The following is a 22,199-nucleotide window of genomic DNA, read 5'->3' on the forward strand; positions in this document are numbered from 1 at the left end:
GATCAGAACTTCGCAGTGGTGACGATGTAGAAGGCGCGCCCCGGGGCCACGGCGACGAACGGCACCGCGCTCCGATACAGCGTGTCGTAGTACAGCTTGTTGGTCAGGTTCTGGGCATAGAGCTTCATGGTCCAGTGCGCGTCGAGCTTCTTCTCGACGAAGGCGTCGAAGCGCCAGTAGCTCGGCAGCTCGTTGCCGGTGTTGGCCGCGAAGGTGCCGCCATAGACCTTGGAGCGGTAGACCGCCTGCCCGCCGATCTCCCAGCCATTGTCGAGCTTGTACTTCGACAGCATGCTGAAGGACTGATGCGCGATGTTGGCGAGCTGCAGGCCGATGTTGGACGCGACGCCGCTCTGCGTGACCTTGGACTGCATCAGCACCAGGCCGCCGAAGATGCTCCAGCGATCGGTGAGCTTGCCTTCCGCCTCGATGTCGATGCCCTGGATGCGGTAGGCCGCGCCCGAGGTGAGCAGGCCGCCGACGGTCTCGCGGGCATTGTCCTTGGTGGTCTGGAACAGTGCGGCTGAGACCAGCAGATGGCGGTCGACCAGCTCCCATTTCGTGCCGAGCTCGGCCGCCTTGTTGCGCTCGGGTCCGAGCAGCACCGCGGTGTTGGCGGGCACGCCGCCGTAATCGGTGCCGGTGGCGTCGAGTTCGGAGCCGAACGGATTGGCCGAGGTCGCATAGGCCGCGTAGATGCTGCCGATCGGCATCGGCTTGTAGACCAGGCCGACATTGTAGTTGACCAGGTCGGCGTTCATCTTGAGGTATTTCGGCGAATTGGTCGACGAGCTCATGGTGTAGCCGTCATAGCGCACCCCACCGTTCAGGATGACCGTGTCCTGCCAGTTGGCCGTGTCCATGACGTAGACGCTGTTGGTGTTGACGCCGTAGCGCGTCGGGTTGCCGACCAGCGACGGCGTATTGCTGAATGGGATGTAGGTGTACTGCGGCGAGTACACGTTGACGCCGGTGACCGCGCCCGAGCTGGTCGAGCCGCCGCCGAACAGTTCGGACGAGAGGCCGGTGTAGCGATCGATCGAGATGTTCTCGTTCGAGAACTCGGTGCCGAAAACGGCGGTATGCTTGACGCCGCCGGTATCGAGCTTGAACGTCGCGTCGTTCTGGTTGGCCCAGACGTCCACCGTCTGGTAGCGGCTCTGCGCGCTCGCCGTGGTGGTCCAGAGCAGCGGATTGGGGCTGGTCGTGTTCGGATTCTGCGGCAAGGTGCCGATATAGTTGAGCAGCGAGTGCTCGCCGCGGAACTTGCTGCTGAGGGTGATCGCCTCGTTGACCTTGTACTCGGCCGCGGCAGTGCCGAAATCCTGCCGCGCCGTCTGGAAGTCGCGATTGAGGAAGCCATACCAGGTGCCGCGCGGAATGCCCGCGGAGGTCACAGGGACGTTGCCTTGCTTGTAGTAGGGTACGCCGAAATCCGGATAACCCGACAGATCGGTATGGACATAGTTCGTCGTGATCTTGAGATCGTCGATCGGCGTCCACTTGGTCGAGAGGAAGGCGCCCCAGCGGTCGTCGGTGACGTAGTTGCGCCCCGCGACGTTGGAGTCCTGGAACAGACCGCCTGTGCGCACCGAGAAGGTCGGCGAGATCACATGGTTCACGTCGAGCGTGACGCGCTTCTGCTGGTCGGTGCCGAACTCGGTATCCATCCGCTTGAAGTTCGTATCGCCAGCCTGCTTGGTGACGATGTTGATGGCGCCGCCGGCGGTGCCGCGTCCGGCATAGGACGAGGCCGGACCGCGCAGGATCTCGATCTGCTCGGTGAAGAAGTTCTCGCGGATCGACACGGCGGGATCACGGATGCCGTCGATGAACACGTCGTTGCGGGCATCGAAGCCGCGAATGAAGAAGCGGTCGCCGAACGCATTGCCGCCTTCGCCCGATCCGAGCGTGACGCCGGCGGTCGAGCGGCCGATCTCCTTGAGCGCCGTGATGTGCTTGTCCTGCAGCACCTCCTTGCTCATCACCGTGATGGTCTTGGGCGTATTCAGGAGCGGCTCAGGAAACTTGCCCGACGCCTGCACGCGGTTGACCTTGTAGGGCTCGGCTGCGTCTGCGTAAGGGTTGGCGTCCGGCGCAGACAGCCCGCCCGCGTTCGGGAACGCCACCGCGGCCTGCTGCGCCGCCTGTTGACGGGCCGCCGCGCGGCGCAGGGCATTGCGCGCGCGGACCTGCTCGGCGGTCGGCTTGGAGGACGTCGGCTTGGCGCGCGCGATCGGCGCATCGACGTTGACCGGGGGCAGGTCGGAAGCCGGCTGCGCCTCGGCCGAGGACATCGATGCCACCGCCATCAGCCCGGCCACTGCCGACACCTTGGTGACGGAGGGCCCCTCTCCTCGTCCGTCATTGACCTTCATCGCTGCGACCCCACGCAGCGAACGCGGTGCTCTCACCTGTCCCATTTTATTTTCACGCGCCCCAGATTTTTTCATTCCACATCGCGAACGCGGATCATTTGCGTTGCAACGATGTGTCGTTGGTATCGGGCGCGTTTCAGGGGGTCAATTTGAGGAGCCCCAATTTGGCCTTGAATAGTTCCAGATCAAAACAATTCTAAAACGCTCAACTAACAACATGCGGAACTTTAAATCGTTCTAAACAGCGCGAATTGACTCGCGCTGCCGTCGAATCGCTGCGCTTGTCAGTTCGACGAGCCAGCCGGCTCGTCGCTGCTCGGCGGCTTCATCAGCGAGAACAGCTCGTCCACGGTCTGCACCGCGATCTGGCGCACACGATCGGAATCATCGACCCCCGCGATCCGCACGCCCTTGACGACGGCCCTAATCTCATCGCGAAAATCGGTCAGGAAGCGCAAGGGATCGCGCTGCTCGTTGGCGACGCGCGCGATCAGGCCGGTGACCAGGATCTGGCACGCGAGCATCTTTCCATTCAGTTCTTCCATCGTGAGCTCCCCATTCGCTATCGTCGCACGGCGCATCGTCGGGCGACGCAGCCTCGCTCCGGTTGAATCCTGCCCCTGCCCGACGGCGCCATGACGGCGGCCGGACTCATCGGCTTCTAATCAGCTCCCATCGGGCGCGACAAGACGGCGAGAATAGGTCGGAGTGCGGCTTTCGCACGAGAGACCCGCGCGGTCAGCGACAGATCCGGCGCGGCGCGCTGGCCGACGATGGCGGCAGAGGAATGCCGCAGACCGCCCTGCTCTCGCGCAGGCCGCACGGCGGCAATGGCAAGCTTCTGCGCCATTTTTCGCACTCAAGATGTTTTAGTAGAACGGCGCAACTCAAGATGGGATCAAGACGCTCCGCGCTGCGGCTCGGCTATTTGAGCGCGACCTCGGCTTTCGGATCGGACAGCGTCTTGATCCGATCCTTCAGGTCCCTGAGCGTGGACAGGCTGGTCGCCACGGCCTCGTCCGGAATGTCGTGCAGAACCTCGCCGGCAATCGCATCGCGCAGCTCGTCGAGATCATCGACGAGCTTTCGTCCCGCGGCGGTGAGATGGAGACGGTTCGCGCGGCGATCCCTCGGATCGTGCCGGCGCTCCAGCAGCCCCTGCTCCACCAGCCTGTCGAGCAGACGCACCAGCGAAATGGGCTGCAGTTCCAGCACTTCTGCGAGATCGACCTGTGACATCCCCTCATGCGCACGCAGCCGAAACAGCACCACCCATTGTGCGCGGGTCGTACCGCGCTGTTTGGCACGATGATCAATATAGTTGCGCAGGATGCGCGAGCTTTCGACAAGCTGCGCAACGAGCTGACGTCTCATATCCAGCGACATGGCTGTGAACTCCCTTGCGATCCCTCGAAGCTTGCCGATTGTTTAGGTTTGTCCACGCGCTCGTGTGTTTACACATTAATTGCGTGCGTACTATATCTGGCGTGCTGGGAATGGTTTTAAAGACCGGTTATCCTGTTCGTCTCAGCATGTGGGCCAGCATGAAGACATCGCGAACCATAGGTTGGATCCTGCTGCTGGCGGCTCTCGGCGGCGCCGGCTATTACGGCTGGCAGCGCTATCAGGGCGCTGAGGCAGCGAAGAAGACGGCTGCGCAGAAATCGGCCGGGCCGCAGGCCGTTCGAGTCTCGACCGTGCTGGTCCAGAAGACGGACTTCCCGGTCTTCCTCACCGGCCTGGGGACCGTGCAAGGCTTCAACACCGTCCAGGTCCGCACCCGCGTCGACGGCCAGATCGACAAGATCGCCTTCACCGAAGGCCAGCTTGTGAACGAGGGCGACCTGCTGGTCGAGATCGACCCGAGGCCATTCCAGGCGGCGCTCGACCAAGCCAAGGCCAAGCGGGCGCAGGACGAGGCCAATCTCAACAACGCCAATCTCGACCTGCAGCGCACCACCAAGCTCGGCGAGTTCGCGACCCGGCAGCAGCAGGACACGCAGCGCGCCACCGTCGCGCAGCTCACCGCTCAGATCGCAGCCGACGACGCCGCGATCGCCAATGCCCAGACCCAGCTCAGCTACACGCAGGTCAAGGCGCCGATCTCCGGCGTCGCCGGCCTGCGCCAGGTCGACATCGGCAACATCGTCAATGCCTCGACCCAGACCGGCATCGTTTCGATCGCGCAGATCGAGCCGATTGCGGTGATCTTCACCGCGCCGGAGGAGCAGTTGCCCTATATCAACGAGGCGCAGAAGGTTGCTGCCCTGAAGGTGATTGCGCTCACCACCGACGGCAAGAAACAGCTCGCCGAAGGCAAGCTGATGGTCGTGAACAACCAGGTCGACACGTCGAGTGGAACGATCCGGCTGAAGGCGGTGTTCGACAACAAGGACCACGTGCTGTGGCCCGGACAGTCGGTGTCGACGCGGCTCCTGGTGCGGACGCTGAAGGACGCCACGGTGGTTCCCGACGACGCCGTCCAGCATTCGACCAACGGGCTCTATTCCTACACGGTGAGCCCGGACAACAAGGCCGAGCTGCGCAAGGTGAAGGTCGGCGTTTCGATCGATGGCCGCACCGTCATCGAAGAGGGTCTGACCCCCGGCCAGCAGGTGATCACGGGCGGTCAATTCAAAGTGCAGCCAGGCTCGGTCGTGACCACCGCGGTGGCCAGCTCGGAGCCGGCGCCAGCTAAGGTCCGGCAGGAATGAACGGCGGCGGCATCTCGGCACCCTTCATCAAATACCCCATCGGCACCTCGCTGCTGATGGCAGGCATCCTGTTCATCGGCCTCGTCGCCTATCCCCTGCTGCCGGTCGCGCCGCTGCCGCAGGTCGACTTCCCGACGATCCAGGTCACGGCCAACCTGCCGGGCGGCAGCCCCGAGACGATGGCAACCTCGGTCGCCCAGCCGCTGGAACGGCAGTTCGCCCAGATCCCGGGCATCGCCCAGATGACCTCGACCAGCTACCTGGGCACCGCATCGGTCACGATCCAGTTCGACCTCAATCGCAGCATCGACGGCGCCGCCAACGACGTCCAAGGCGCAATCAATGCCGCCTCCGGCCAGCTGCCGAAGAATCTGCCGTCGCCGCCGACCTACCGCAAGGTCAACCCGGCGGACTCGCCGATCCTGCTGCTGTCGGCGACCTCCGAGACGCTGCCGCTGACCACCGTCAGCGACGCGGTCGACGCCGGTCTCGCTCAGCAGATCAGCCAGATCTCGGGCGTCGCCCAGGTGATCATCGGCGGCCAGCAGAAACCATCCATCCGCATCCAGATCGACCCGGCCAAGCTCGTCGCCAAGGGGCTGTCGATGGAGGATGTGCGCAGCCAGATCGCGATCACCACGGTCGACGCGCCCAAGGGCAACATCGACGGCGAGCGGCGGGCCTATACGATCTACGCCAACGACCAGCTCACCGAGTCGAAGGACTGGAACGACGTCATCATCGCCTACCGCAATGGCGGCCCGCTGCGCATCCGCGACATCGGCAAGGCTGTGACCGGAGCCGAGGACGCCAAGCAGGCGGCTTGGGCCAATGGCAAGCGCGGCGTGTTCCTGGTGATCTTCAAGCAGCCCGGCGCCAACGTCATCGAGACCGTTGACCGCATCAAGGGGCTGTTGCCGCGGCTGGTCGCGGCGATCCCACCGGCGATCAAGATCGATCTCATCTCCGACCGCACCACCACCATCCGCGCCGCCGTTGAGGACGTTCAGTTCACGCTGATCCTGACCATCTTCCTGGTGGTGATGGTCATCTTCATCTTCCTGCGCAGCTTCTGGGCGACGGTGATCCCGACCATCACAGTGCCGCTGGCGTTGCTCGGCGCCTGCGCGATGATGTGGGGGGTTGGCTACACGCTCGACAATCTGTCGCTGATGGCACTGACGATCGCGGTGGGCTTCGTGGTCGACGACGCCATCGTCATGCTCGAGAACATCTCGCGTTATGTCGAGGAAGGCGAATCGCCGATGGCCGCCGCCTACAAGGGCGCCAAGGAGATCGGCTTCACCATCGTCTCGATCTCGATCTCGCTGGTCGCGGTGCTGATCCCGCTGCTGCTGATGGGCGGCATCATCGGCCGGCTGTTCCGCGAATTCGCGGTCACCCTGGCGATGACCATCTTCGTCTCGATGATCGTGTCGCTGACGCTGACGCCGATGATGGCCTCGCGCTTCCTGCGCAACGAGCACGCCGCGCAGCACGGCAAGTTCTATCAATGGAGCGAGGCCGCGTTCGACGCGATGCTGCGCGCCTATGAGAAGGGGCTCGATCTGGCGCTGCGCTGGCGCTTCGCCACCTTGATGGTGTTCTTCGCCACGCTCGGATTGTCGGTCTATCTGTTCATCCTGATCCCGAAGGGCTTCTTCCCGCAGCAGGACGTCGGCCTGATCACCGCGACCTCGGAGGCCTCCCAGGACATCTCGTTCAAGGCGATGCAGTCGCGCCAGGAGGCGCTCGCCAACATCGTAATGGCCGATCACGACGTCGCCAGCGTGGCCATGGCAATCGGCGGCTCCGGCCGCGCCGGCAACAACGGCAACATGTTCATCACGCTGAAGCCGCGCGAGGAGCGCAACGCGACGGCGCAGCAGATCATCACCCGCCTGCGGCCGCAGCTCGAGAAGGTCGAGGGTGCGCGGCTCTACATGCAGGCAGCGCAGGACATCCGGCTCGGCGGCCGCCCGTCCCGCACCCAGTTCGAGTTCACCTTGCAGGATCCCAACGTCGCAGAGCTGAACGAATGGGCGCCGAAGATCCTTGAGAAGATGCGCTCGCTGCCGCAGCTGCGCGACGTCGCCACCGACCAGCAGGCCGACGGCACCACCGTGCAGCTCACGATCAACCGCGACACCGCCTCGCGGTACGGCATCTCGCCCCAGCTGATCGACGACACGCTGTATGACGCGTTCGGCCAGCGCCAGGTCGCGCAGTACTTCACGCAGCTCAACTCCTACCGCGTGATCCTGGAGATCCTGCCTGAGCTGCAGGGCAACATCGACACGCTCAACAAGCTCTACGTGAAATCGCCGACCACCGGCGACCAGGTGCCGCTCTCGACCTTCGCCAGCTGGACCAACGTGCCGGTGCGGCCGCTGTCGATCAGCCACCAGGGCCAGTTCCCGTCGATCACGATCAGCTTCAACCTCGCCCAGGGCGTCGCGCTCGGCCAGGCCACGGATGCGGTGCAGCGCGCGATGGTCGAGCTCGGCGCGCCTGCGACCTTGAACTCGAGCTTCCAGGGCACCGCGCAGGCGTTCCAACAGTCGCTGTCGACCGTGCCGCTGCTGATCCTCGCGGCGCTCGTCGTGGTCTATCTGATCCTCGGCATCCTCTACGAGAGCTACATCCACCCGATCACGATTCTCTCGACGCTGCCCTCGGCCGGCGTCGGCGCGCTCGCGATCCTGATGGCGTTCGGCTACGATTTCAGCCTGATTGCGCTGATCGGGGTCATTCTGCTGATCGGCATCGTGAAGAAGAACGGCATCATGATGGTCGACTTCGCCATCGCCGCCGAACGTGACCAGCATCTGCCGCCCGAGCAGTCGATCCGCCAGGCCGCCCTGCTGCGCTTCCGTCCGATCATGATGACGACGATGGCCGCCCTGCTCGGCGGCGTGCCCCTGATGCTCGGCAACGGCACCGGCTCGGAGATCCGCCAGCCGCTCGGCTATGCGATGGTCGGCGGCCTGATCGTCAGCCAGATGCTGACGCTGTTCACGACGCCGGTGGTCTATCTCTATCTCGACAAGGTCAACAACGCCTTCGCGCGCTGGGGCCGCACGCATATCGACCACGAGCCCGAGACCGCAGCGGCAGGTCCGGTCAAGGAAGCGGCGGAATAATCCGCCGCTTCTTGTCGCCTACTGCCGCGCCATCTCGGCGTTGGACACGCCCTCGCCGTCCAGGCTCTGCTCGTCCTGCATCGTCACGGTCACGTGCGAGAGCCGTCCGGTGAACGAGATCGCGGAACGGCTCGGCGCCTGCCTGGTCCTGCTGCTGGGCGCCGGCCCGGACGGGCTGCGAAAGCCGCAGGCCGCGAGAGGCGGGCGCTAGACCCCTGCCGGCCCGTGGCGCGGCGGCGGCCAGAGCACGTTGGAAATCCGTCATCCAGCGGCTTGCCAAAACCTGAGACATGCGGGTAGAAGGACCCGTCGCCGCGGCCCTGCTTTGCCGGCCGGCGCGCAAAACGGTGCCAGACAGTCCGGCAATTGCTTGAAACTGCAGGGCATTCCGTTGGGGAATGGTGTAACGGTAGCACAACAGACTCTGACTCTGTTTGTCTTGGTTCGAATCCAGGTTCCCCAGCCATTTCGGCGCTGACCCACTATTTTTGAGGTCAGCCGGTTTCGACTCGCGAACGAAACGTCACCCCGTTGTCGCGCACACTTCGTCCCGTCACTGCACCTCGGCGTCTCCGCGCACTTCGTCCTCGGAGAGCTTTCTCGATCGCAGCGGTGCCCTGTTCTTCCAGATCCTCCAGCGCGATGCTTGCGATGGCGGATGGTCGACACCACCTGACCCGGCGCCGAATTGCCAGGAACACAGTCCTCCCGATTGCGAATCGGCGAAAACAAAACAACCATTGCGAGCAATGAAGCGCTCCCCGGAGGATTGCACTTGCAGAGCAGCGTTGGCTCCCGCGCCTTTCAAAACGCAAGGCTGCAGAAGCGCGCCAAGAAGCAGGCGGACGTGCTGTTGCCGGCGGCGGTCAAGGCCTACCGCGAAGGCCGACATCCGGAGGCTCAGGCACTATGCAAGCAGATCCTGCAGGACCTGCCGCATCATTTCGGCGCCCTGCATCTGCTCGGCGTGTCCGAACGGGATTGCGGCCGTTTCGACCAGGCGGTGCTCGTCCTGACACGCGCGGTCGAGATCGACCCGCGCTCGGCCGGAGCCCAGTCCGATCTTGGTCTCTCGTTATTCCGGCTCGGCCGCTATCAGGAGGCCCGCGCTCGTTACGAACGCGCCGTCGAACTCCAGCCGAACTTCCCGGCCGCGCTCACCAATCTCGGCACTACGCTGATGAGCCTCTCGCGTTTCGAGGAGGCGATTGCTGCGCATGACCGCGCCATCGCGCTGAACCCCGGCTATGGCGACGCCCACGCCAATCGCGGAATGGCGCTGCTGCTCACGGGCCGGTACGAGGACGCCGGCCGGGGCTTCGATCGCGCGCTTGCACTGCAGCCGCGGTTGCTGACGGCCCTGTTCGGCAAGGGCCTGGTCAGCATGAACCTGCGGAATTTCGATGCTGCACTGGCGGCGCTGACTGCGGCACTGGCCATCAATCCGAATGCGGCCCCTGCCCTCGCCCAGCGCGGGCGGGCCTATCAGGAGCAGGGCAAGTTCGACGAGGCAGAAGCCGATTTTGACGCGGCACTGGTCCTCGAACCGTTGCTCGAAGACGCCCTGCGCGGCAAGGCCACGGTTTCGCTCGTGCGCGGCAACATCGCCCTGGCGATCTCGTTCGTCGACAAGATCCTGGCGCAGAACCCGAAGCAGGAGAGCGCCTGGACCCTGCTCGGGGTCTGCTCTGCGATGCAAGGCGACATCGCCACGGCAATTGCGGATTACGACCGCGCGCTCGCGATCAACCCGAACTACGAGGACGCGATCACCAAGAAGATCTTCGCGCTGGATTTCCTGCCCGAGATCGGAGTCGAACGTCTCCAGGCAGAACGGAGATATTGGTGGGAGGCGATCGGCTCGCGATTGGCCCGTATCCAACTCGGTGGGCGAGATCTCGACCCCGATCGGCAGCTCGTCGTGGGCTACGTCTCCTCCGATTTCCGCGAGCATTCGGCGGCTCTCGGCTTCCTGCCGATCCTGCGCCATCACGACCGTGCCAAGTTCGAAATCATCGCCTATTCCTGTTCGCCGGCAAAGGACGCCAAGACGGAGTTGTGCCGTTCGCTGGTCGATCGCTGGGTCGACGCCTGGCAGTTGACCGACGAGAGGCTCGCCGAGCAGATCCGGGCCGACAAGGTCGACATCCTCGTCGACCTCTCAGGGCATTCCGCCGGCCATCGGCTCACCTTGTTTGCGCGCAAGCCCGCCCCGATCCAGGTCTCCGCCGTCGGCAGCGTCACCGGCACGGGGCTGCCAGTGATGGACTATCTGCTGGCCGATGCGGTGACGATCCCGGCCGCGGTCCGGCATCTGTTTGCCGAAAGGATCTACGACCTACCGTCGCTGATCACGATCGAACCGCCGCCTCCAATTCCACCGTCGCCGCTGCCCATGCTTCGCAACGGTCACGTCACCTTCGGCTCATTCAATCGCGCCGACAAGTTTTCGGAGCCCACTCTGGCTCTATGGTCGAAGCTGATGGCTGCGACGCCGGGCTCTATGATCGTCGTCAAGAACCATGCGATGAGCGATCCCCTGCTGCGCGACCGATTGATCGCCCGCTTCGTCGCCCACGGCATCGCCGCGGAACGCCTCCGTTGCGTCGGAAAGACATCGCGCGAGGAGCATCTTACGATGTTCGCCGATATCGACATCGCACTCGATCCGTTCCCGCAAAATGGCGGCATATCGACGTGGGAGTCACTGCAGATGGGCGTGCCTGTCGTCACCAAGCTCGGCAGCACCCCCTCGGCACGCGCCGGCGGAGCGATCGTCAAGGCGGTCGGCCTCGACGCGTGGGTCGCCGATGACGACGAAGGCTATCTCGCGGCAGCGCTGAAATTCTGCTCGCGGCCCGGCGAGCTTGCCGCGCTCCGTGCCGAGCTGCCCGCCAGGGTGTTGAATTCAGCCGCCGGAAACGGCGCGCTCTACACGCAGCATGTGGAACAGGGATACCGGACGTTCTGGCGTGACTATTGCGCACGAGCGACGACCGGCTAGCGCTTGAATCAGATCTGGTCCGGCCGGCACAGCGTCGCGCCCGTGCGCCGTTCGACCCATGCCGACGCTTGCGGTGCATCGATGACGCAGTCCCGCCGATCATCGTCGGCTCGCCGTCACGATCCCGCCAACGTGCGCCCGATCACGGAATTAACCCGTCATTCACCACGATCCTCATCTAGCCGGAACGATGCAATTTGCTTCAAATTGTCTGGCCAGGGAGACGGGACATGACCAAGCTGACGGACCTCGACGACCAGATTGAGCGGGCCGAGCGGCTCGAGCGGAGCATCACGGACACGCTGACGATCGAGCGGCTGCGCCAATTCGCGGCCAAGTGCCGGCGCGAGCGCGAGCGGCTGTCGCAGCACCGGCAGCACGCGGCCTGAGGGGTTTGATCCGCTTCCGTCGGCGGCGGACGCTGCCGCTCACGAGCAGGTCGTCACCATGCTGGTGCAGAGCTGCCGGGTCCAGCCGATGCCCTTCTTCATGCGGATCTTGGCGAAGTCGCCGAAGCAGCCGAGCAGTTCGACAGCCTGGTCGCCGTTCGCATGCGGATCGAGCTTCGGGCTCGAGGTGGCATGGTCGCGATAGATCACCGCACCGTTCTGCAGGCCGCCGACGCCCACCACGCTCCGATGCACGAAGCCCCTGCCCTGAAAGATCACGCTCTCCTTGCCCTGATCGACGCCGTTCAGCACGGCCCGGTCGATCTCGAACCAGTCGCCCTGCTGCGCGGTGAGATGCACGACGATCCAGCCGTCGCTGGTCGGATTCTTCAGCGCCTTGATGATGCTGCCGCCCGGCTCCGCGCGGACATTGGCGCCGTTCGGATCGCGGTCGGCGATGTCGACCTCGACGTTGCAGGCTTCGCGATGAGGCGCCTGCGCAGCGGCCACGCTCGGCGCCGCGAGCAGCGCCGTCAGCAACAGAATTTTCGTCAGCGTCATGCGGTCAACCGGCCTCGGGTTCCTCTCGGATTGGTCGTGCCGCGAGCGCCGCAGTTCAACGCCGCGCGATAGGCGACTGCGCCGGGCCCGCCATGCGCATCGGCTGCCTCGATGGAGCCGGGCCATGGGTGCGGCCCTCACGCAAGACTGCCTGCTTCATTCGAGAAGGTGTTATGCTTGCACGAAGCTGACCCGAAAAAAGTCGTCAGATGCGTGAACGCCCCTCCGCCCGCCTGCTGGTGCTCGATCCCCACGACAGGCTTCTGCTGTTCAAGTTCGTCCACCTTGCCGGCGCGCTGACTGGGACGCAGTTCTGGGCCACGCCGGGCGGCGGCGTCCATCCAGGCGAGAGCTACGAGGCCGCAGCCTGCCGCGAGATGTTCGAGGAGACAGGCATTTGCATCGACGACCCTGGGCCGCAGATCGCGCAGCGCTTGGTCACCTTCACGATGGTCGATGGCGAGGAGGTCAGTTCGGACGAGCGCTATTTCCTCGTCAGAGTTGCGCGCGCCGACCTGTCGTCGATGCACTGGACCGAACTCGAGCGCGCCGCCATCGCAGGACAGCACTGGTGGCGGCAGGCCGAGCTCGCGGAAACGGCCGACACCGTCTACCCCGAGGACATCATCGACATATTGACGCGTGCACGCGTGTGGTGACGGCTCGCCTGCTACAGCCGTCCGCCCGCAAGCGCCGCAGCGCGCGGGCGGCCGACATCATCGAGCACATGCGGCATCGGGGTCACCGGGAAGACCGCGTTGATCTGGCCCGTCCCCGACGACGGGAAGAACGGGGTCACGACCTCGACGCCGCGGTCGTAGTGGTTCCAGCCGAGCGCGCCGAGCAGCATGGCTGTATCGTGCATGAAGCCCTCGCCATGGCCCTTGCTGGCATATTCCGGCAGCATGTCGCAGAAATCCGGCCACTCGCCGTGCTCCCACATCTGGATCACCTCGTGGTCGAGCCGCTCCAGGAACGGGCTGAACATGCGGTCGCGATACTCGTCGGCTGTGCCGTTCTGGGCGAAGCGATGGCTCAGCGAGCCCGAGGCGAAGAAGGCCACCGTGCCGTCGTAATGATCCTCGACCGCGCGGCGGAACGCCCAGCCGAGCTTGGCGCTGTCGGCGAGATAATGCGAGGTGCAGAGCGCCGAGACGGAGACGACCTTGAAGTGGCGGTCGGGGTTCATGTAGCGCATCGGCACCAAGGTGCCGTATTCCAGCGCCAGCGACGTCGCATCGTGGGCCATGGTGGCAACGCCATGGGCGTTGGCGCCCTCGGCCAGGATGTGGCCGAGCTCCGGGTTGCCGTTGTATTCATACGTCATGTTGGCGATGAAGTGCGGCAGCTCGTTGGAGGTGTAGAGCCCCTCGAAATGCGGCGCGCAATTGATGTGGTAGCCGGCATTGACCAGCCAATGGGTGTCGAACACGACGATAGTATCGACGCCGGCCTCGCGGCAGCGCCGGCCGATCTCGATATGACCGTCGATCGCCGACTGTCGCTTGCCCTTGGCCGGACCATCCAGCTCGCTGAGATACATCGACGGCACATGCGTGATCTTGGCCGCCAGTGCGAGCTTGCCCATCCTCTCGTCTCCCTTCCGGTCGTTCCCCGGTCCGGCATCGCCGACCGTTTGCTTGGGAGGCAGATTACCCCTGCAGCTCCGCGAAAAAAAGGGCCGCGCGCGCGGCCCTTCCTTGGCGTCCGATCCATCGCCTGTCCCACGATCATGGGACAGAAAGCCACGAGATGCGGTCACGCCGCCTTGATGTCGATGGTCTTGGCGGCCTTCTGCACCTCGGGTTTCTTCGGCAGGGTGACCTTGAGCACGCCCTGCTTGAACACGGCCTCGATCTTGTCGGTGTCGACGCCGTCAGGGATCTGGAAGGAACGTTCGAAGGATCCGAAGCTGCGCTCACGGACGTAATAGTCCTTCTTCTTCTCCTCCTTCTCCTCCTGCTTCTCGCCCTTGATCGAGAGCACGCCGCTCGCAACTTTCACCTCGACGTTCTTCTCGTCGAGGCCCGGCAGCTCAGCCGTGACCTCATAGGCATTGTCGTGCTCGGCGACGTCAACCGCCGGCACGGCAAAGGACCGTGCGCGGGCCAGACCCGGCAGTTGGTCGAACAGCGACGGCGTGCGCCAGATCCCGCCATGGAAGTCCTCGAACACGCGATCGATCTCGCGGCGCAGGTTCTCGAACGGCCGCCATCCCTGCATGGATGGCGCACCTGCCTTCTCGGTGTTGACGGGCAGCTTGGTAGGTTCAGCCATAACATCATCCTCCTGCTTCACGCGAGGATCGGGTCCGCAACGGCATGGGCGCGACCGATTTCGTTCGACGAGATCGGCGGCATCCGCTCCCTCGCGCTTGACGGGCAAAATATAGCAGGCACGCCCGGGTTCCAGATTGCTGCGATCAAATCGCTGAGCGGCTGGACGGGTTCGGATCGGCGTGGGACCATCCACTTGGCTTTCGGCAATCTTTCGGCACCGCGCGCCCAGAGCTGAAGAGCCTTACAGGAAGAGCCTCCAGGAAGAGCCTTGGAGATGGTGAACCGGACGTTAATCCGAGCGGCTCGCGCGACGCTTTAGGGAAGGATGCAGAAAGCCTTATGCCGCAAGGTGTTAGGCGCCATTGAGAAGGTGCATTCGCAACGCTCCGCGCGCCCCTCCGACCGCCGGGCTGGGCGGCAGCACGTTCACAAACATTGCCCGCTTAACAAATTTTCCAGTCCCAGCAGAGAAGGTGTCAGCTCAACAATTCACCACAGGTTTCATGACCGTGACATCCTTCGGACGCGTGATCTCGGTGCGGGGCTCCCAGGCCCGCGTCGGCATTCTGTCGACCCAGCAGATGACCGTTTCCGATATCCGCGCCACAGTCGGCCGTTTCATCAGCATCCGCTGCCCGAGCGCCACGATCATTGCGATCATCACCGAGGTGACCAGCGAAGACCTGTCGCATGCCAGCGAATACGTCGCGACGGCGTCGGTGGACCTGCTGGGCGAGATCCTCGGACCGGCCGAACGGCCCAAGTTCCAGCGCGGCGTCACCCACTACCCGACCATCGGCGACGCCGTCGACATGATCACGAGCGAGGAGCTGCGCACGATCTACACGCCGACCGCCGGCGACCACATCGACATCGGCGCGCTGCAGCAGGACACCTCCGTGCGCGCCTGTGTCAATGTCGAGGAAATGCTGTCGAAACACTTCGCCGTGCTCGGTTCGACCGGCGTCGGCAAATCGACGGGCGTGTCGCTCTTGCTCAACGAGATCCTCAAGGCGCGGCCGAACCTGCGCATCTTCCTGCTCGACGTCCACAACGAATATGGCCGCTGCTTCGGCGAGCGCGCGCTGGTGCTGAACCCCCGCAATCTGAAGCTGCCGTTCTGGCTGTTCAATTTCGAGGAGATCGTCGACGTCCTGTTCGGCGGCCGGCCCGGCGTGCCGGAGGAGCTCGACATCCTCGCCGAGGTGATCCCGCTGGCGAAGGGCATCTACACCCAATACCAGAATACGGACCGCATCGGGCTCAAGCGCGTCGATCCCAAGATGGTCGGCTACACCGTCGATACGCCGGTGCCCTACCGCCTTGTCGACCTCATCAACCTGATCGACGAGCGCATGGGCAAGCTGGAGAACCGCTCCTCGCGCATCATCTATCACAAGCTGATCTCGCGCATCGAGACCGTGCGCAACGACCCGCGCTACGCCTTCATGTTCGACAACGCCAATGTCGGCGGCGACACCATGGCGGAGGTCATCAGCCATCTGTTCCGCCTGCCGGCCAACGGCCGCCCGATGACGGTGATGCAGCTCGCCGGCTTCCCGGCCGAGGTCGTCGATTCCGTCGTCTCGGTCGTGTGCCGCATGGCGTTCGATTTCGGCCTGTGGAGCGACGGCGTCTCGCCGCTGTTGTTCGTCTGCGAGGAAGCGCACCGCTACGCCTCCGCAGACCGTTCGATCGGCTTCGGTCCGACCCGCAAGGCGATCTCGCGCATCGCCAAGGAAGGCCGCAAATACGGCGTCTATCTCGGCCTGATCACCCAGCGGCCGGCCGAGCTCGACGCCACCATCATCTCCCAGTGCAACACGCTGTTCACGATGCGCCTCGCCAACGAGCGCGACCAGTCGCTGCTGCGCTCGGCGGTCTCCGACGCCGCCGCCAACCTGCTCTCCTTCGTTCCCTCGCTCGGCACCCGCGAGGTGCTGGCCTTCGGCGAAGGCGTCGCGCTACCAACCCGACTGCGCTTCAAGGAGGTGCCGCTGCATCAATTGCCGCGCAGCGAGGCGACGATCGCGACTGTCCGCTCGGTCAATGCCGGACACGACATGCATTTCGTCAGTGCCGTGCTGGAGCGCTGGCGCGGAGCGACCTCGAGCCGCGACGCTGCGAGCGGCGACAGCGGCGCCGGCAGCCTCGGAGATCGCGGCAACCTGTCGGCCTCGCTGGACGCGCCGATGCTGCAGCCCTCGATGGGCCTCGATCCGGACCGCTTCTCGCTGCTGAAGAAGCCGCTGCGCTAAATACGGCGGCGGCCCCTCTCAAATCTCGATCGACGACGCCTTCGAGAAGGTGTCGCGGGCATTCCGCCACGGGGCGAGGTGATGGGCTGAGCTGGAACGTTGCGCCTGCGCCGCGATCCACTAAGGTTCGTCCCCTGCCACACATGCCGGACCCGTTGCCATGACCCAGCCCGCCATCAGCCGCTTTCCCGTTCCCGCAATCGAAGCCCTGCCGGACGACATCCGCACCCGGCTGCTCGGCGTGCAGGAGAAGAGCGGCTTCGTGCCCAACGTGTTCCTGACGCTCGCGCACCGGCCGGACGAGTTCCGCGCGTTCTTTGCGTATCACGACGCGCTGATGGAGAAGGACGGCGGGCTGACCAAAGCCGAGCGCGAGATGATCGTTGTCGCGACGTCGAGCGCCAACCAGTGCCAGTATTGCGTGATCGCGCACGGCGCGATCCTGCGCATCCGCGCCAAGAATCCCCTGCTCGCCGACCAGATCGCGATCAACTACCGGAAAGCGGACATCACGCCGCGGCAGCGGGCGATGCTCGATTTCGCAATGAAGGTGGCGCTGGAGGCGCAGACGGTCGGGGACGCCGATTTCAAGGCGCTGGCCGGCCACGGTTTCAGCGACGACGACATCTGGGACATCGCCGCAATCGCGGCGTTCTTCGCGTTGTCGAACCGGATGGCAAATGTCACGGGCATGCGGCCCAACGACGAGTTCTATCTGATGGGGCGGCTGCCCAAGGCGAAGTGAGCCAGTCAGTCGTCCGACGCGGGTCCGCACCAGCCGGGCAGATAGACGGCGTCGTGGCTCTTTGCGGCCGCCAGCGCGTGCTCCATGGCGGCGGCGAAATGGGTCTCGACCGTCTTGCGCTTGACCTTGCGGCGCAGGAAGTCGGCCCATAGGAACTCGCTGAACGGCGTCGTGTCCTTGGCAAAGCCGCCTGCGCGGCGCAACTCGCCGGCCAGGCTGCGGAACGGATCGTCCTTCATATCCGCGACGGTCTTCGGCAGGTCTTTGAAATGCCGCCGCTCGCCCTTGGCGTCGTAAGGATAGGCCCAACGCTTGTTGTCCATCACGCCCCAGAACGCCTCGCGATCGACCATCGACAGATCGCCGATCACCGTGACCAGCACGTCCTTGACGCCCTCGTCATGGAGCGCGCGGGCGAGGTGATGGTGGTCGACGACGTAGTGCCGCTGGTCGGGACCGAGCACCACCGGGATCATGTGCTTGCCGAGCAGCTCGGCCTGCTTCTTCTTCGACTTGTGCTCGCGCCAGCGCTCGCGCTTCTCCTTCACTTCGCGCATGCCGACGGTCATCTGCGTCGGGCGCAGCGACAGGATCGGCACGGGATGAAGCAGCGGCTCGCGGGTATTGGCCATGGCCTGGGCTCCCGGGGGGATGATCAGCATTATGCCACGCCTGCCGAGCCGTTCCAGTGCATCTGCCCGTAGCTGCGACGCCGTTCGGACCGGCCGCGGCAGGTTCCAATCACCCGCGGAGCGGGCGCAGATTGGATGGATCCGAGGAGGGAGATGTTTTGCTGATGCAGCTCAATTGTGGCAAAGTTTCTTTGTGAGAGGTTGGGCCCGCGTGCTAAAAAGGACCATCGGAGTCGAGGCATGAAGTCCCAGCGCCCCATTGCAGCGGAGGAAGAGCATCGCGTGGTGCCGTTCCGGCCGCGCAGCAGTCCGGTGCGGCGCGTGACCGAGGGCGGCAGCCCGCCGATTCAGCTGCATCGGCGCGAGCGGCCGACACTCGATCTCTCCCGGTATGAGCAGCCGCGCGAAGAGCCCGACGATTTCCGGCACCGCATCCTGGCCAACATCGCGGCGATCGCCTTCACGGTCGCGTTGACCGCGATCGGCATCTGGCTGGCGATGAGCATTGCCGACCTGCGCAAGACCCAGGACTGCCTGCTGACCGGACGGCGCGACTGCGCCCGCATCATCACCGAGACCTACACGCCCTGATCCCTGCTGGACGCCGCTCGGCCGCCAGCGGCGGAGCATCACAATCCCGCCACAACCGCCGTGTCCGGCTCCATTGAACTCACCGCGTCGCTCCGATATACGGGCACACGACTCCCGGGCGGCGGGGGTAGAAGGGCTCGCATCAGACGGCCCCGGGGGCGCGGTGTCCTCCCGTCGCCACCTACCGGATTAGCTCCAAAATATCAAAGGCTTAGTGATGTCCTCAACATTCGATCAGGTCGCCACGATCATCGCTGAAACCTGCGACATCCCGCGCGACACGATCACGCCGGATAGCCACGCCATCGACGATCTGGGCATCGACAGCCTCGATTTCCTCGACATCGCGTTTGCGATCGACAAGGCCTTCGGGATCAAGCTGCCGCTCGAGAAGTGGACGCAGGAAGTCAACGACGGCAAAGCCAGCACCGAGCAGTATTTCGTGCTGAAGAACCTGTGCGCCCGCATCGACGAGCTGGTCGCCGCCAAGGGCGCCTGAGCGCCCGCCATGCAAATCGAATATTTCCTGCTCATCGACCGCATTCTTGACCTCCGACTGGACGAGAAGGCCATCACTGTCGAAGCCAAGGTTCCCACCGAAAGCACGATCTTCGAAGGACACTTTCCGGGCTATCCGATCATGCCCGGTGTTCTCTTGATCGAGTCCATGGCCCAGACGTCCGGCTGGCTGCTGCTCGCGCTGATGAAGTTCGAGCGGATGCCGTTCCTCGCCGCCGTGAAGGAAGCCAAGATGCGCGGCTTCGTGTCGCCGGGCGAGGTGCTGACAGTCGAGGCCAACGTGCTGCACGAGGGCTCCGGCTACGCCGTGACCGAAGCGCGCGTGAAGGTCGGCGGCAAGCTGCGCTCGAACGCGACGATCACTTTCAGCCACGTCCCCTTCCCCAATCCGGAGCTGCGCGGACACATGGACGCCGTCGCCAAGCGCGTCGGCTTTCCGCAACAGGTCCTGCAGCGATGAGTGAGACGACAGCCGTGACCTCCAATCCCGTCGAAGTCTGGATCACCGGTATCGGTCTTGCGACCTCGCTTGGCGAGGGACTCGATGCGAACTGGGACGCCCTCAACTCCGGCCAGATCAACATCGACGAGCAGGGTTTCGCGCCCTACATCGTGCATCCCTGGGCCAAGGTGAATCTGGAAGCGCAGATCCCCAAGAAGGAGCAGCGCCAGATGGAGGCGTGGCAGCGCATCGGCACCTATGCCGCCGGGCTGGCGCTGGATTCCGCCGGCCTCAAGGGCAACAAGGACATCCTGTCCCGGATGGACATGATCGTGGCCGCGGGCGGCGGCGAGCGCGACATCTCCGTCGACATCGCGATCCTCAACGCGGAAGCCCAGGGCAATTGTACGCCCGGCTTCCTGAACGACCGGCTGATGAACGACCTGCGCCCGACCCTGTTCCTGGCGCAGTTGTCCAACCTGCTCGCCGGCAACATCGCGATCTCGCACGGCGTCTGCGGCACCTCGCGCACCTTCATGGGCGAGGAGGTTGCGGGCGTCGACGCCTTCAAGATCGCTTTGGCCCGCATCGCCGGCGGTCAGAGCGACATCGCGCTGGTCGGCGGCTCGCATAATGGCGAGCGCAAGGATCTGCTCGTGCTGTACGAGTTCGGCGACTACAATCTGAAGAACGAGTTCAAGCCGGTCTGGGCCCGCAAGGACCATCCGGGCTTCGCGCTCGGATCGGCCGGCGCGTTCCTGGTGCTGGAATCCAAGCCGCATGCCGAGGCCCGCGGCGCCAAGCCGCTGGCGCGGCTCAGCAAGGTCGTCGCCGACCGCGCCCGCCGCAAGGAGGCAGGTGCCGTCACCGGGACGCTCGACCGTCTTTGGTCGGCGCTGGACGTGCATGACGCGCCGGGCGCGATCATCACCGGCGCGACCGGTGCCGAGCCCGTGACGTCGGAGGAACGCGCGTTCCTCGACCATCACAAATCCTACGCCGTGCGCTCGAGCGGCACCCGCTTCGGCCACACGATGGAGGCGCATTTCGCGCTCGATCTCGCGCTGGCGGCGCTGTCGATCTCGCGCGGTGCCCTGTTCGCACCGGGCGACTCCTCGGGCGTCGAGGCGGACATGAAGGAGGCTCCGACCCAGATCGTAGTGGTCGGCGCCGGCCATTACCGCGGCGAAGGCATGGCCTTGGTCGAAGCAGTCAAGTGAACACGGCTCGGCAGACCGATTCACGACGGGGGACATCATGAGTGTACGCGACAAGTTTGGACGTCCCATCGTGGTCGTGACCGGAATGGGGATCGTCACCTCGCTCGGGGCCGGCAAGTCGGACAATTGGAACAAGCTCGTTGCGGGCGAGTCCGGCATCCGCACCATCACGCGCTTCCCGATCGACGGCCTGAAGACGACGATGGCCGGCACGGTCGACTTCGTTCCCGTGGCCCCGTTCACGTCGACGGGTCTGTCCGAACGGCTGGGCCACATGGCCGTTGAGGAAGCCATCGCGCAGGCCGGGATCGGCTCCAAGGGCGACTTCCCGGGGCCGCTGTTTCTCGCCGTCGCCCCGGTCGAGATCGAATGGCCGCAGCGGCTCGAGCTCGCGCACGAGGTCGGCGGCACCCAGTTCACCTATGACGACCTGCTGAAGGTCTGCGGCGGCGGCAAGTTCGTCAACTATCACCACCGTTTCCTGTTCGGCTCGGTGGCCGATTCGCTGTCCGACACATTCGGCACCAAGGGCTCGCCGATCTCGCTGTCGACCGCCTGCGCCTCCGGCGCGACCGCGATCCAGCTCGGCGTCGAGGCGATCCGGCGCGGTGAGACCGACGTCGCGCTATGCGCCGCCACCGAAGGCTCGGTCAATCCGGAAGGGCTCGTGCGCTTCTCGCTGCTGTCGGCGCTGTCGACCCAGAACGACCCGCCGCAAGGCGCCTCGAAGCCGTTCTCGAAGAACCGCGATGGCTTCGTGATGGCCGAGGGCGCCGGGGCGCTGGTGCTGGAGAGCTATGATGCGGCGGTCGCGCGCGGCGCCAAGATCCTCGGCGTCGTCGCCGGCTGCGGCGAGCTGACCGACTCCTTCCACCGCACCCGCTCCTCGCCGGACGGCAAGCCGATCATCGGCTGCATCCGCAAGGCGCTGGCCGACGCCGGCATGGCGCCGGAGCAGATCGACCATATCAACGCCCACGGCACCGCCACGCCCGAGAACGACAAGATGGAATATGTCGGCGTCTCCGCGGTGTTCGGCGAGCACACCGGCAAGATCCCGGTGTCGTCGAACAAGTCGATGGTCGGGCATACGATCTCGGCGGCCGGCGCGGTCGAGGCGATCTTCTCGCTGCAGACGCTCGAGCATCAGCGGATTCCGCCGACCATCAACTACGACATTCCGGATCCCGCGATCCTGTTCGACGTGGTCGGCAACAAGGCCCGCGACGCGCGGGTCACCACCGTGATGTCGAATTCGTTCGGCTTCGGCGGCCAGAACGCCTCGCTGATCCTGACGCGCGAACCGGCCTGATCCGCCGCTGCC

Annotated in this window: 19 protein-coding genes and 1 tRNA gene; 13 read left to right on the forward strand and 7 right to left on the reverse strand. The window is 64.8% G+C overall.

All coding sequences use genetic code 11. The features are described 5' to 3' along the window. Positions 1 to 2 precede the first annotated feature (2 nt). The 3 genes from QX126_RS11690 to QX126_RS11700 all read right to left on the reverse strand — a co-directional run bounded on the left by QX126_RS11690 (position 3) and on the right by QX126_RS11700 (position 3,764). Positions 3 to 2,423: a TonB-dependent receptor gene (locus QX126_RS11690; RefSeq protein ID WP_315781054.1), complete on the reverse strand. Its 2,421-nt coding sequence runs from the start codon at positions 2,421 to 2,423 to the stop codon at positions 3 to 5. 239 nt (positions 2,424 to 2,662) lie between these two features. Next, positions 2,663 to 2,923, reverse strand: a complete 261-nt coding sequence (locus tag QX126_RS11695; protein ID WP_315739693.1) for a hypothetical protein — start codon at positions 2,921 to 2,923, stop codon at positions 2,663 to 2,665. 379 nt (positions 2,924 to 3,302) lie between these two features. Continuing rightward, positions 3,303 to 3,764 (reverse strand): MarR family transcriptional regulator, encoded by a 462-nt coding sequence (locus tag QX126_RS11700; protein ID WP_315739692.1) that lies wholly within the window; start codon positions 3,762 to 3,764, stop codon positions 3,303 to 3,305. Positions 3,765 to 3,922: 158 nt separating this feature from the next. Here QX126_RS11700 and QX126_RS11705 point away from each other — a divergent pair, with 158 nt between their 5' ends. The 5 genes from QX126_RS11705 to QX126_RS11725 all read left to right on the forward strand — a co-directional run bounded on the left by QX126_RS11705 (position 3,923) and on the right by QX126_RS11725 (position 11,628). Next, a complete protein-coding gene (locus QX126_RS11705; protein WP_315781057.1) occupies positions 3,923 to 5,092 on the forward strand; it encodes an efflux RND transporter periplasmic adaptor subunit in 1,170 nt (389 codons plus the stop codon). Continuing rightward, entirely contained in the window at positions 5,089 to 8,235 is a 3,147-nt protein-coding gene (locus QX126_RS11710) for a multidrug efflux RND transporter permease subunit (protein ID WP_315781059.1), read from the forward strand. Before QX126_RS11705 ends, QX126_RS11710 begins: the two co-directional genes overlap by 4 nt. A 392-nt stretch (positions 8,236 to 8,627) precedes the next feature. After that, a tRNA-Gln gene (locus tag QX126_RS11715) sits at positions 8,628 to 8,701 on the forward strand. Positions 8,702 to 9,010: 309 nt separating this feature from the next. Further along, positions 9,011 to 11,239 (forward strand): tetratricopeptide repeat protein, encoded by a 2,229-nt coding sequence (locus QX126_RS11720; RefSeq protein ID WP_315781060.1) that lies wholly within the window; start codon positions 9,011 to 9,013, stop codon positions 11,237 to 11,239. A gap of 230 nt (positions 11,240 to 11,469) precedes the next feature. Next, on the forward strand, positions 11,470 to 11,628 hold the full coding sequence (locus QX126_RS11725; protein WP_315781062.1) for a hypothetical protein: 159 nt from the start codon (positions 11,470 to 11,472) through the stop codon (positions 11,626 to 11,628). A gap of 39 nt (positions 11,629 to 11,667) precedes the next feature. Here the strand turns inward: QX126_RS11725 and QX126_RS11730 are convergent, their stop codons facing one another. Next, entirely contained in the window at positions 11,668 to 12,189 is a 522-nt protein-coding gene (locus tag QX126_RS11730) for a hypothetical protein (protein ID WP_315781064.1), read from the reverse strand. Positions 12,190 to 12,398: 209 nt separating this feature from the next. Here QX126_RS11730 and QX126_RS11735 point away from each other — a divergent pair, with 209 nt between their 5' ends. Continuing rightward, positions 12,399 to 12,848 carry an NUDIX hydrolase gene (locus QX126_RS11735; protein WP_315781067.1) on the forward strand — a complete coding sequence of 150 codons (450 nt, stop codon included), beginning with the start codon at positions 12,399 to 12,401 and terminating at the stop codon, positions 12,846 to 12,848. A gap of 11 nt (positions 12,849 to 12,859) precedes the next feature. On the opposite strand, the gene hpaD is transcribed toward QX126_RS11735, so the two are convergent. Together hpaD and QX126_RS11745 are read right to left on the reverse strand one after the other, a co-directional pair. Next, positions 12,860 to 13,777, reverse strand: coding sequence for a 3,4-dihydroxyphenylacetate 2,3-dioxygenase (gene hpaD / locus QX126_RS11740; protein WP_315739684.1), 918 nt, complete (start codon positions 13,775 to 13,777; stop codon positions 12,860 to 12,862). Positions 13,778 to 13,947: 170 nt separating this feature from the next. Further along, positions 13,948 to 14,466 (reverse strand): Hsp20/alpha crystallin family protein, encoded by a 519-nt coding sequence (locus QX126_RS11745; protein WP_315739683.1) that lies wholly within the window; start codon positions 14,464 to 14,466, stop codon positions 13,948 to 13,950. 505 nt (positions 14,467 to 14,971) lie between these two features. On the opposite strand from QX126_RS11745, the gene QX126_RS11750 reads away from it, so the two are divergent. Both QX126_RS11750 and QX126_RS11755 read left to right on the forward strand, forming a co-directional pair. Then, on the forward strand, positions 14,972 to 16,726 hold the full coding sequence (locus tag QX126_RS11750; RefSeq protein ID WP_315739682.1) for an ATP-binding protein: 1,755 nt from the start codon (positions 14,972 to 14,974) through the stop codon (positions 16,724 to 16,726). Positions 16,727 to 16,886: 160 nt separating this feature from the next. Then, positions 16,887 to 17,471, forward strand: a complete 585-nt coding sequence (locus tag QX126_RS11755; RefSeq protein WP_315739681.1) for a peroxidase-related enzyme — start codon at positions 16,887 to 16,889, stop codon at positions 17,469 to 17,471. 5 nt (positions 17,472 to 17,476) lie between these two features. Here QX126_RS11755 and QX126_RS11760 read toward each other — a convergent pair whose 3' ends face one another. Beyond that, the gene (locus tag QX126_RS11760) at positions 17,477 to 18,103 is read right to left on the reverse strand and encodes a ParB-like protein (protein WP_315739680.1); all 627 of its coding nucleotides are present in this window, start codon (positions 18,101 to 18,103) and stop codon (positions 17,477 to 17,479) included. A 240-nt stretch (positions 18,104 to 18,343) separates the two neighbouring features. Here QX126_RS11760 and QX126_RS11765 point away from each other — a divergent pair, with 240 nt between their 5' ends. From QX126_RS11765 to QX126_RS11785, 5 genes are all read left to right on the forward strand, one after another. Next, complete coding sequence (locus QX126_RS11765; protein WP_315739679.1) at positions 18,344 to 18,694, forward strand: hypothetical protein; 351 nt, start codon at positions 18,344 to 18,346, stop codon at positions 18,692 to 18,694. Positions 18,695 to 18,911: 217 nt separating this feature from the next. Next, complete coding sequence (locus tag QX126_RS11770; RefSeq protein WP_006609130.1) at positions 18,912 to 19,193, forward strand: acyl carrier protein; 282 nt, start codon at positions 18,912 to 18,914, stop codon at positions 19,191 to 19,193. 9 nt (positions 19,194 to 19,202) lie between these two features. Beyond that, positions 19,203 to 19,673: a 3-hydroxyacyl-ACP dehydratase FabZ family protein gene (locus QX126_RS11775; protein ID WP_315781069.1), complete on the forward strand. Its 471-nt coding sequence runs from the start codon at positions 19,203 to 19,205 to the stop codon at positions 19,671 to 19,673. Beyond that, a complete protein-coding gene (locus QX126_RS11780; RefSeq protein WP_315739677.1) occupies positions 19,670 to 20,875 on the forward strand; it encodes a beta-ketoacyl-ACP synthase in 1,206 nt (401 codons plus the stop codon). The genes QX126_RS11775 and QX126_RS11780 overlap by 4 nt, the downstream gene beginning before the upstream one ends. Before the next feature lie 37 nt (positions 20,876 to 20,912). After that, on the forward strand, positions 20,913 to 22,187 hold the full coding sequence (locus QX126_RS11785; RefSeq protein WP_409997704.1) for a beta-ketoacyl-ACP synthase: 1,275 nt from the start codon (positions 20,913 to 20,915) through the stop codon (positions 22,185 to 22,187). Positions 22,188 to 22,199 lie beyond the last annotated feature (12 nt).

This window comes from Bradyrhizobium sp. SZCCHNPS1003, assembly GCF_032381555.1.
In the GTDB taxonomy this organism is placed as follows: Bacteria; Pseudomonadota; Alphaproteobacteria; order Rhizobiales; family Xanthobacteraceae; genus Bradyrhizobium.

Coding starts and splice junctions, on each gene's coding strand:
- QX126_RS11755 (WP_315739681.1), top strand. CDS start 16,887: ATGACCCAGCCCGCCATCAGCCGCTTTCCCGTTCCCGCAATCGAAGCC.
- QX126_RS11735 (WP_315781067.1), top strand. CDS start 12,399: ATGCGTGAACGCCCCTCCGCCCGCCTGCTGGTGCTCGATCCCCACGAC.
- QX126_RS11750 (WP_315739682.1), top strand. CDS start 14,972: ATGACCGTGACATCCTTCGGACGCGTGATCTCGGTGCGGGGCTCCCAG.
- QX126_RS11695 (WP_315739693.1), bottom strand. CDS start 2,923: ATGGAAGAACTGAATGGAAAGATGCTCGCGTGCCAGATCCTGGTCACC.
- QX126_RS11770 (WP_006609130.1), top strand. CDS start 18,912: ATGTCCTCAACATTCGATCAGGTCGCCACGATCATCGCTGAAACCTGC.
- QX126_RS11775 (WP_315781069.1), top strand. CDS start 19,203: ATGCAAATCGAATATTTCCTGCTCATCGACCGCATTCTTGACCTCCGA.
- QX126_RS11690 (WP_315781054.1), bottom strand. CDS start 2,423: ATGGGACAGGTGAGAGCACCGCGTTCGCTGCGTGGGGTCGCAGCGATG.
- QX126_RS11710 (WP_315781059.1), top strand. CDS start 5,089: ATGAACGGCGGCGGCATCTCGGCACCCTTCATCAAATACCCCATCGGC.
- QX126_RS11785 (WP_409997704.1), top strand. CDS start 20,913: ATGAGTGTACGCGACAAGTTTGGACGTCCCATCGTGGTCGTGACCGGA.
- hpaD (WP_315739684.1), bottom strand. CDS start 13,777: ATGGGCAAGCTCGCACTGGCGGCCAAGATCACGCATGTGCCGTCGATG.
- QX126_RS11705 (WP_315781057.1), top strand. CDS start 3,923: ATGAAGACATCGCGAACCATAGGTTGGATCCTGCTGCTGGCGGCTCTC.
- QX126_RS11730 (WP_315781064.1), bottom strand. CDS start 12,189: ATGACGCTGACGAAAATTCTGTTGCTGACGGCGCTGCTCGCGGCGCCG.
- QX126_RS11760 (WP_315739680.1), bottom strand. CDS start 18,103: ATGGCCAATACCCGCGAGCCGCTGCTTCATCCCGTGCCGATCCTGTCG.
- QX126_RS11745 (WP_315739683.1), bottom strand. CDS start 14,466: ATGGCTGAACCTACCAAGCTGCCCGTCAACACCGAGAAGGCAGGTGCG.
- QX126_RS11700 (WP_315739692.1), bottom strand. CDS start 3,764: ATGTCGCTGGATATGAGACGTCAGCTCGTTGCGCAGCTTGTCGAAAGC.
- QX126_RS11765 (WP_315739679.1), top strand. CDS start 18,344: ATGAAGTCCCAGCGCCCCATTGCAGCGGAGGAAGAGCATCGCGTGGTG.
- QX126_RS11725 (WP_315781062.1), top strand. CDS start 11,470: ATGACCAAGCTGACGGACCTCGACGACCAGATTGAGCGGGCCGAGCGG.
- QX126_RS11780 (WP_315739677.1), top strand. CDS start 19,670: ATGAGTGAGACGACAGCCGTGACCTCCAATCCCGTCGAAGTCTGGATC.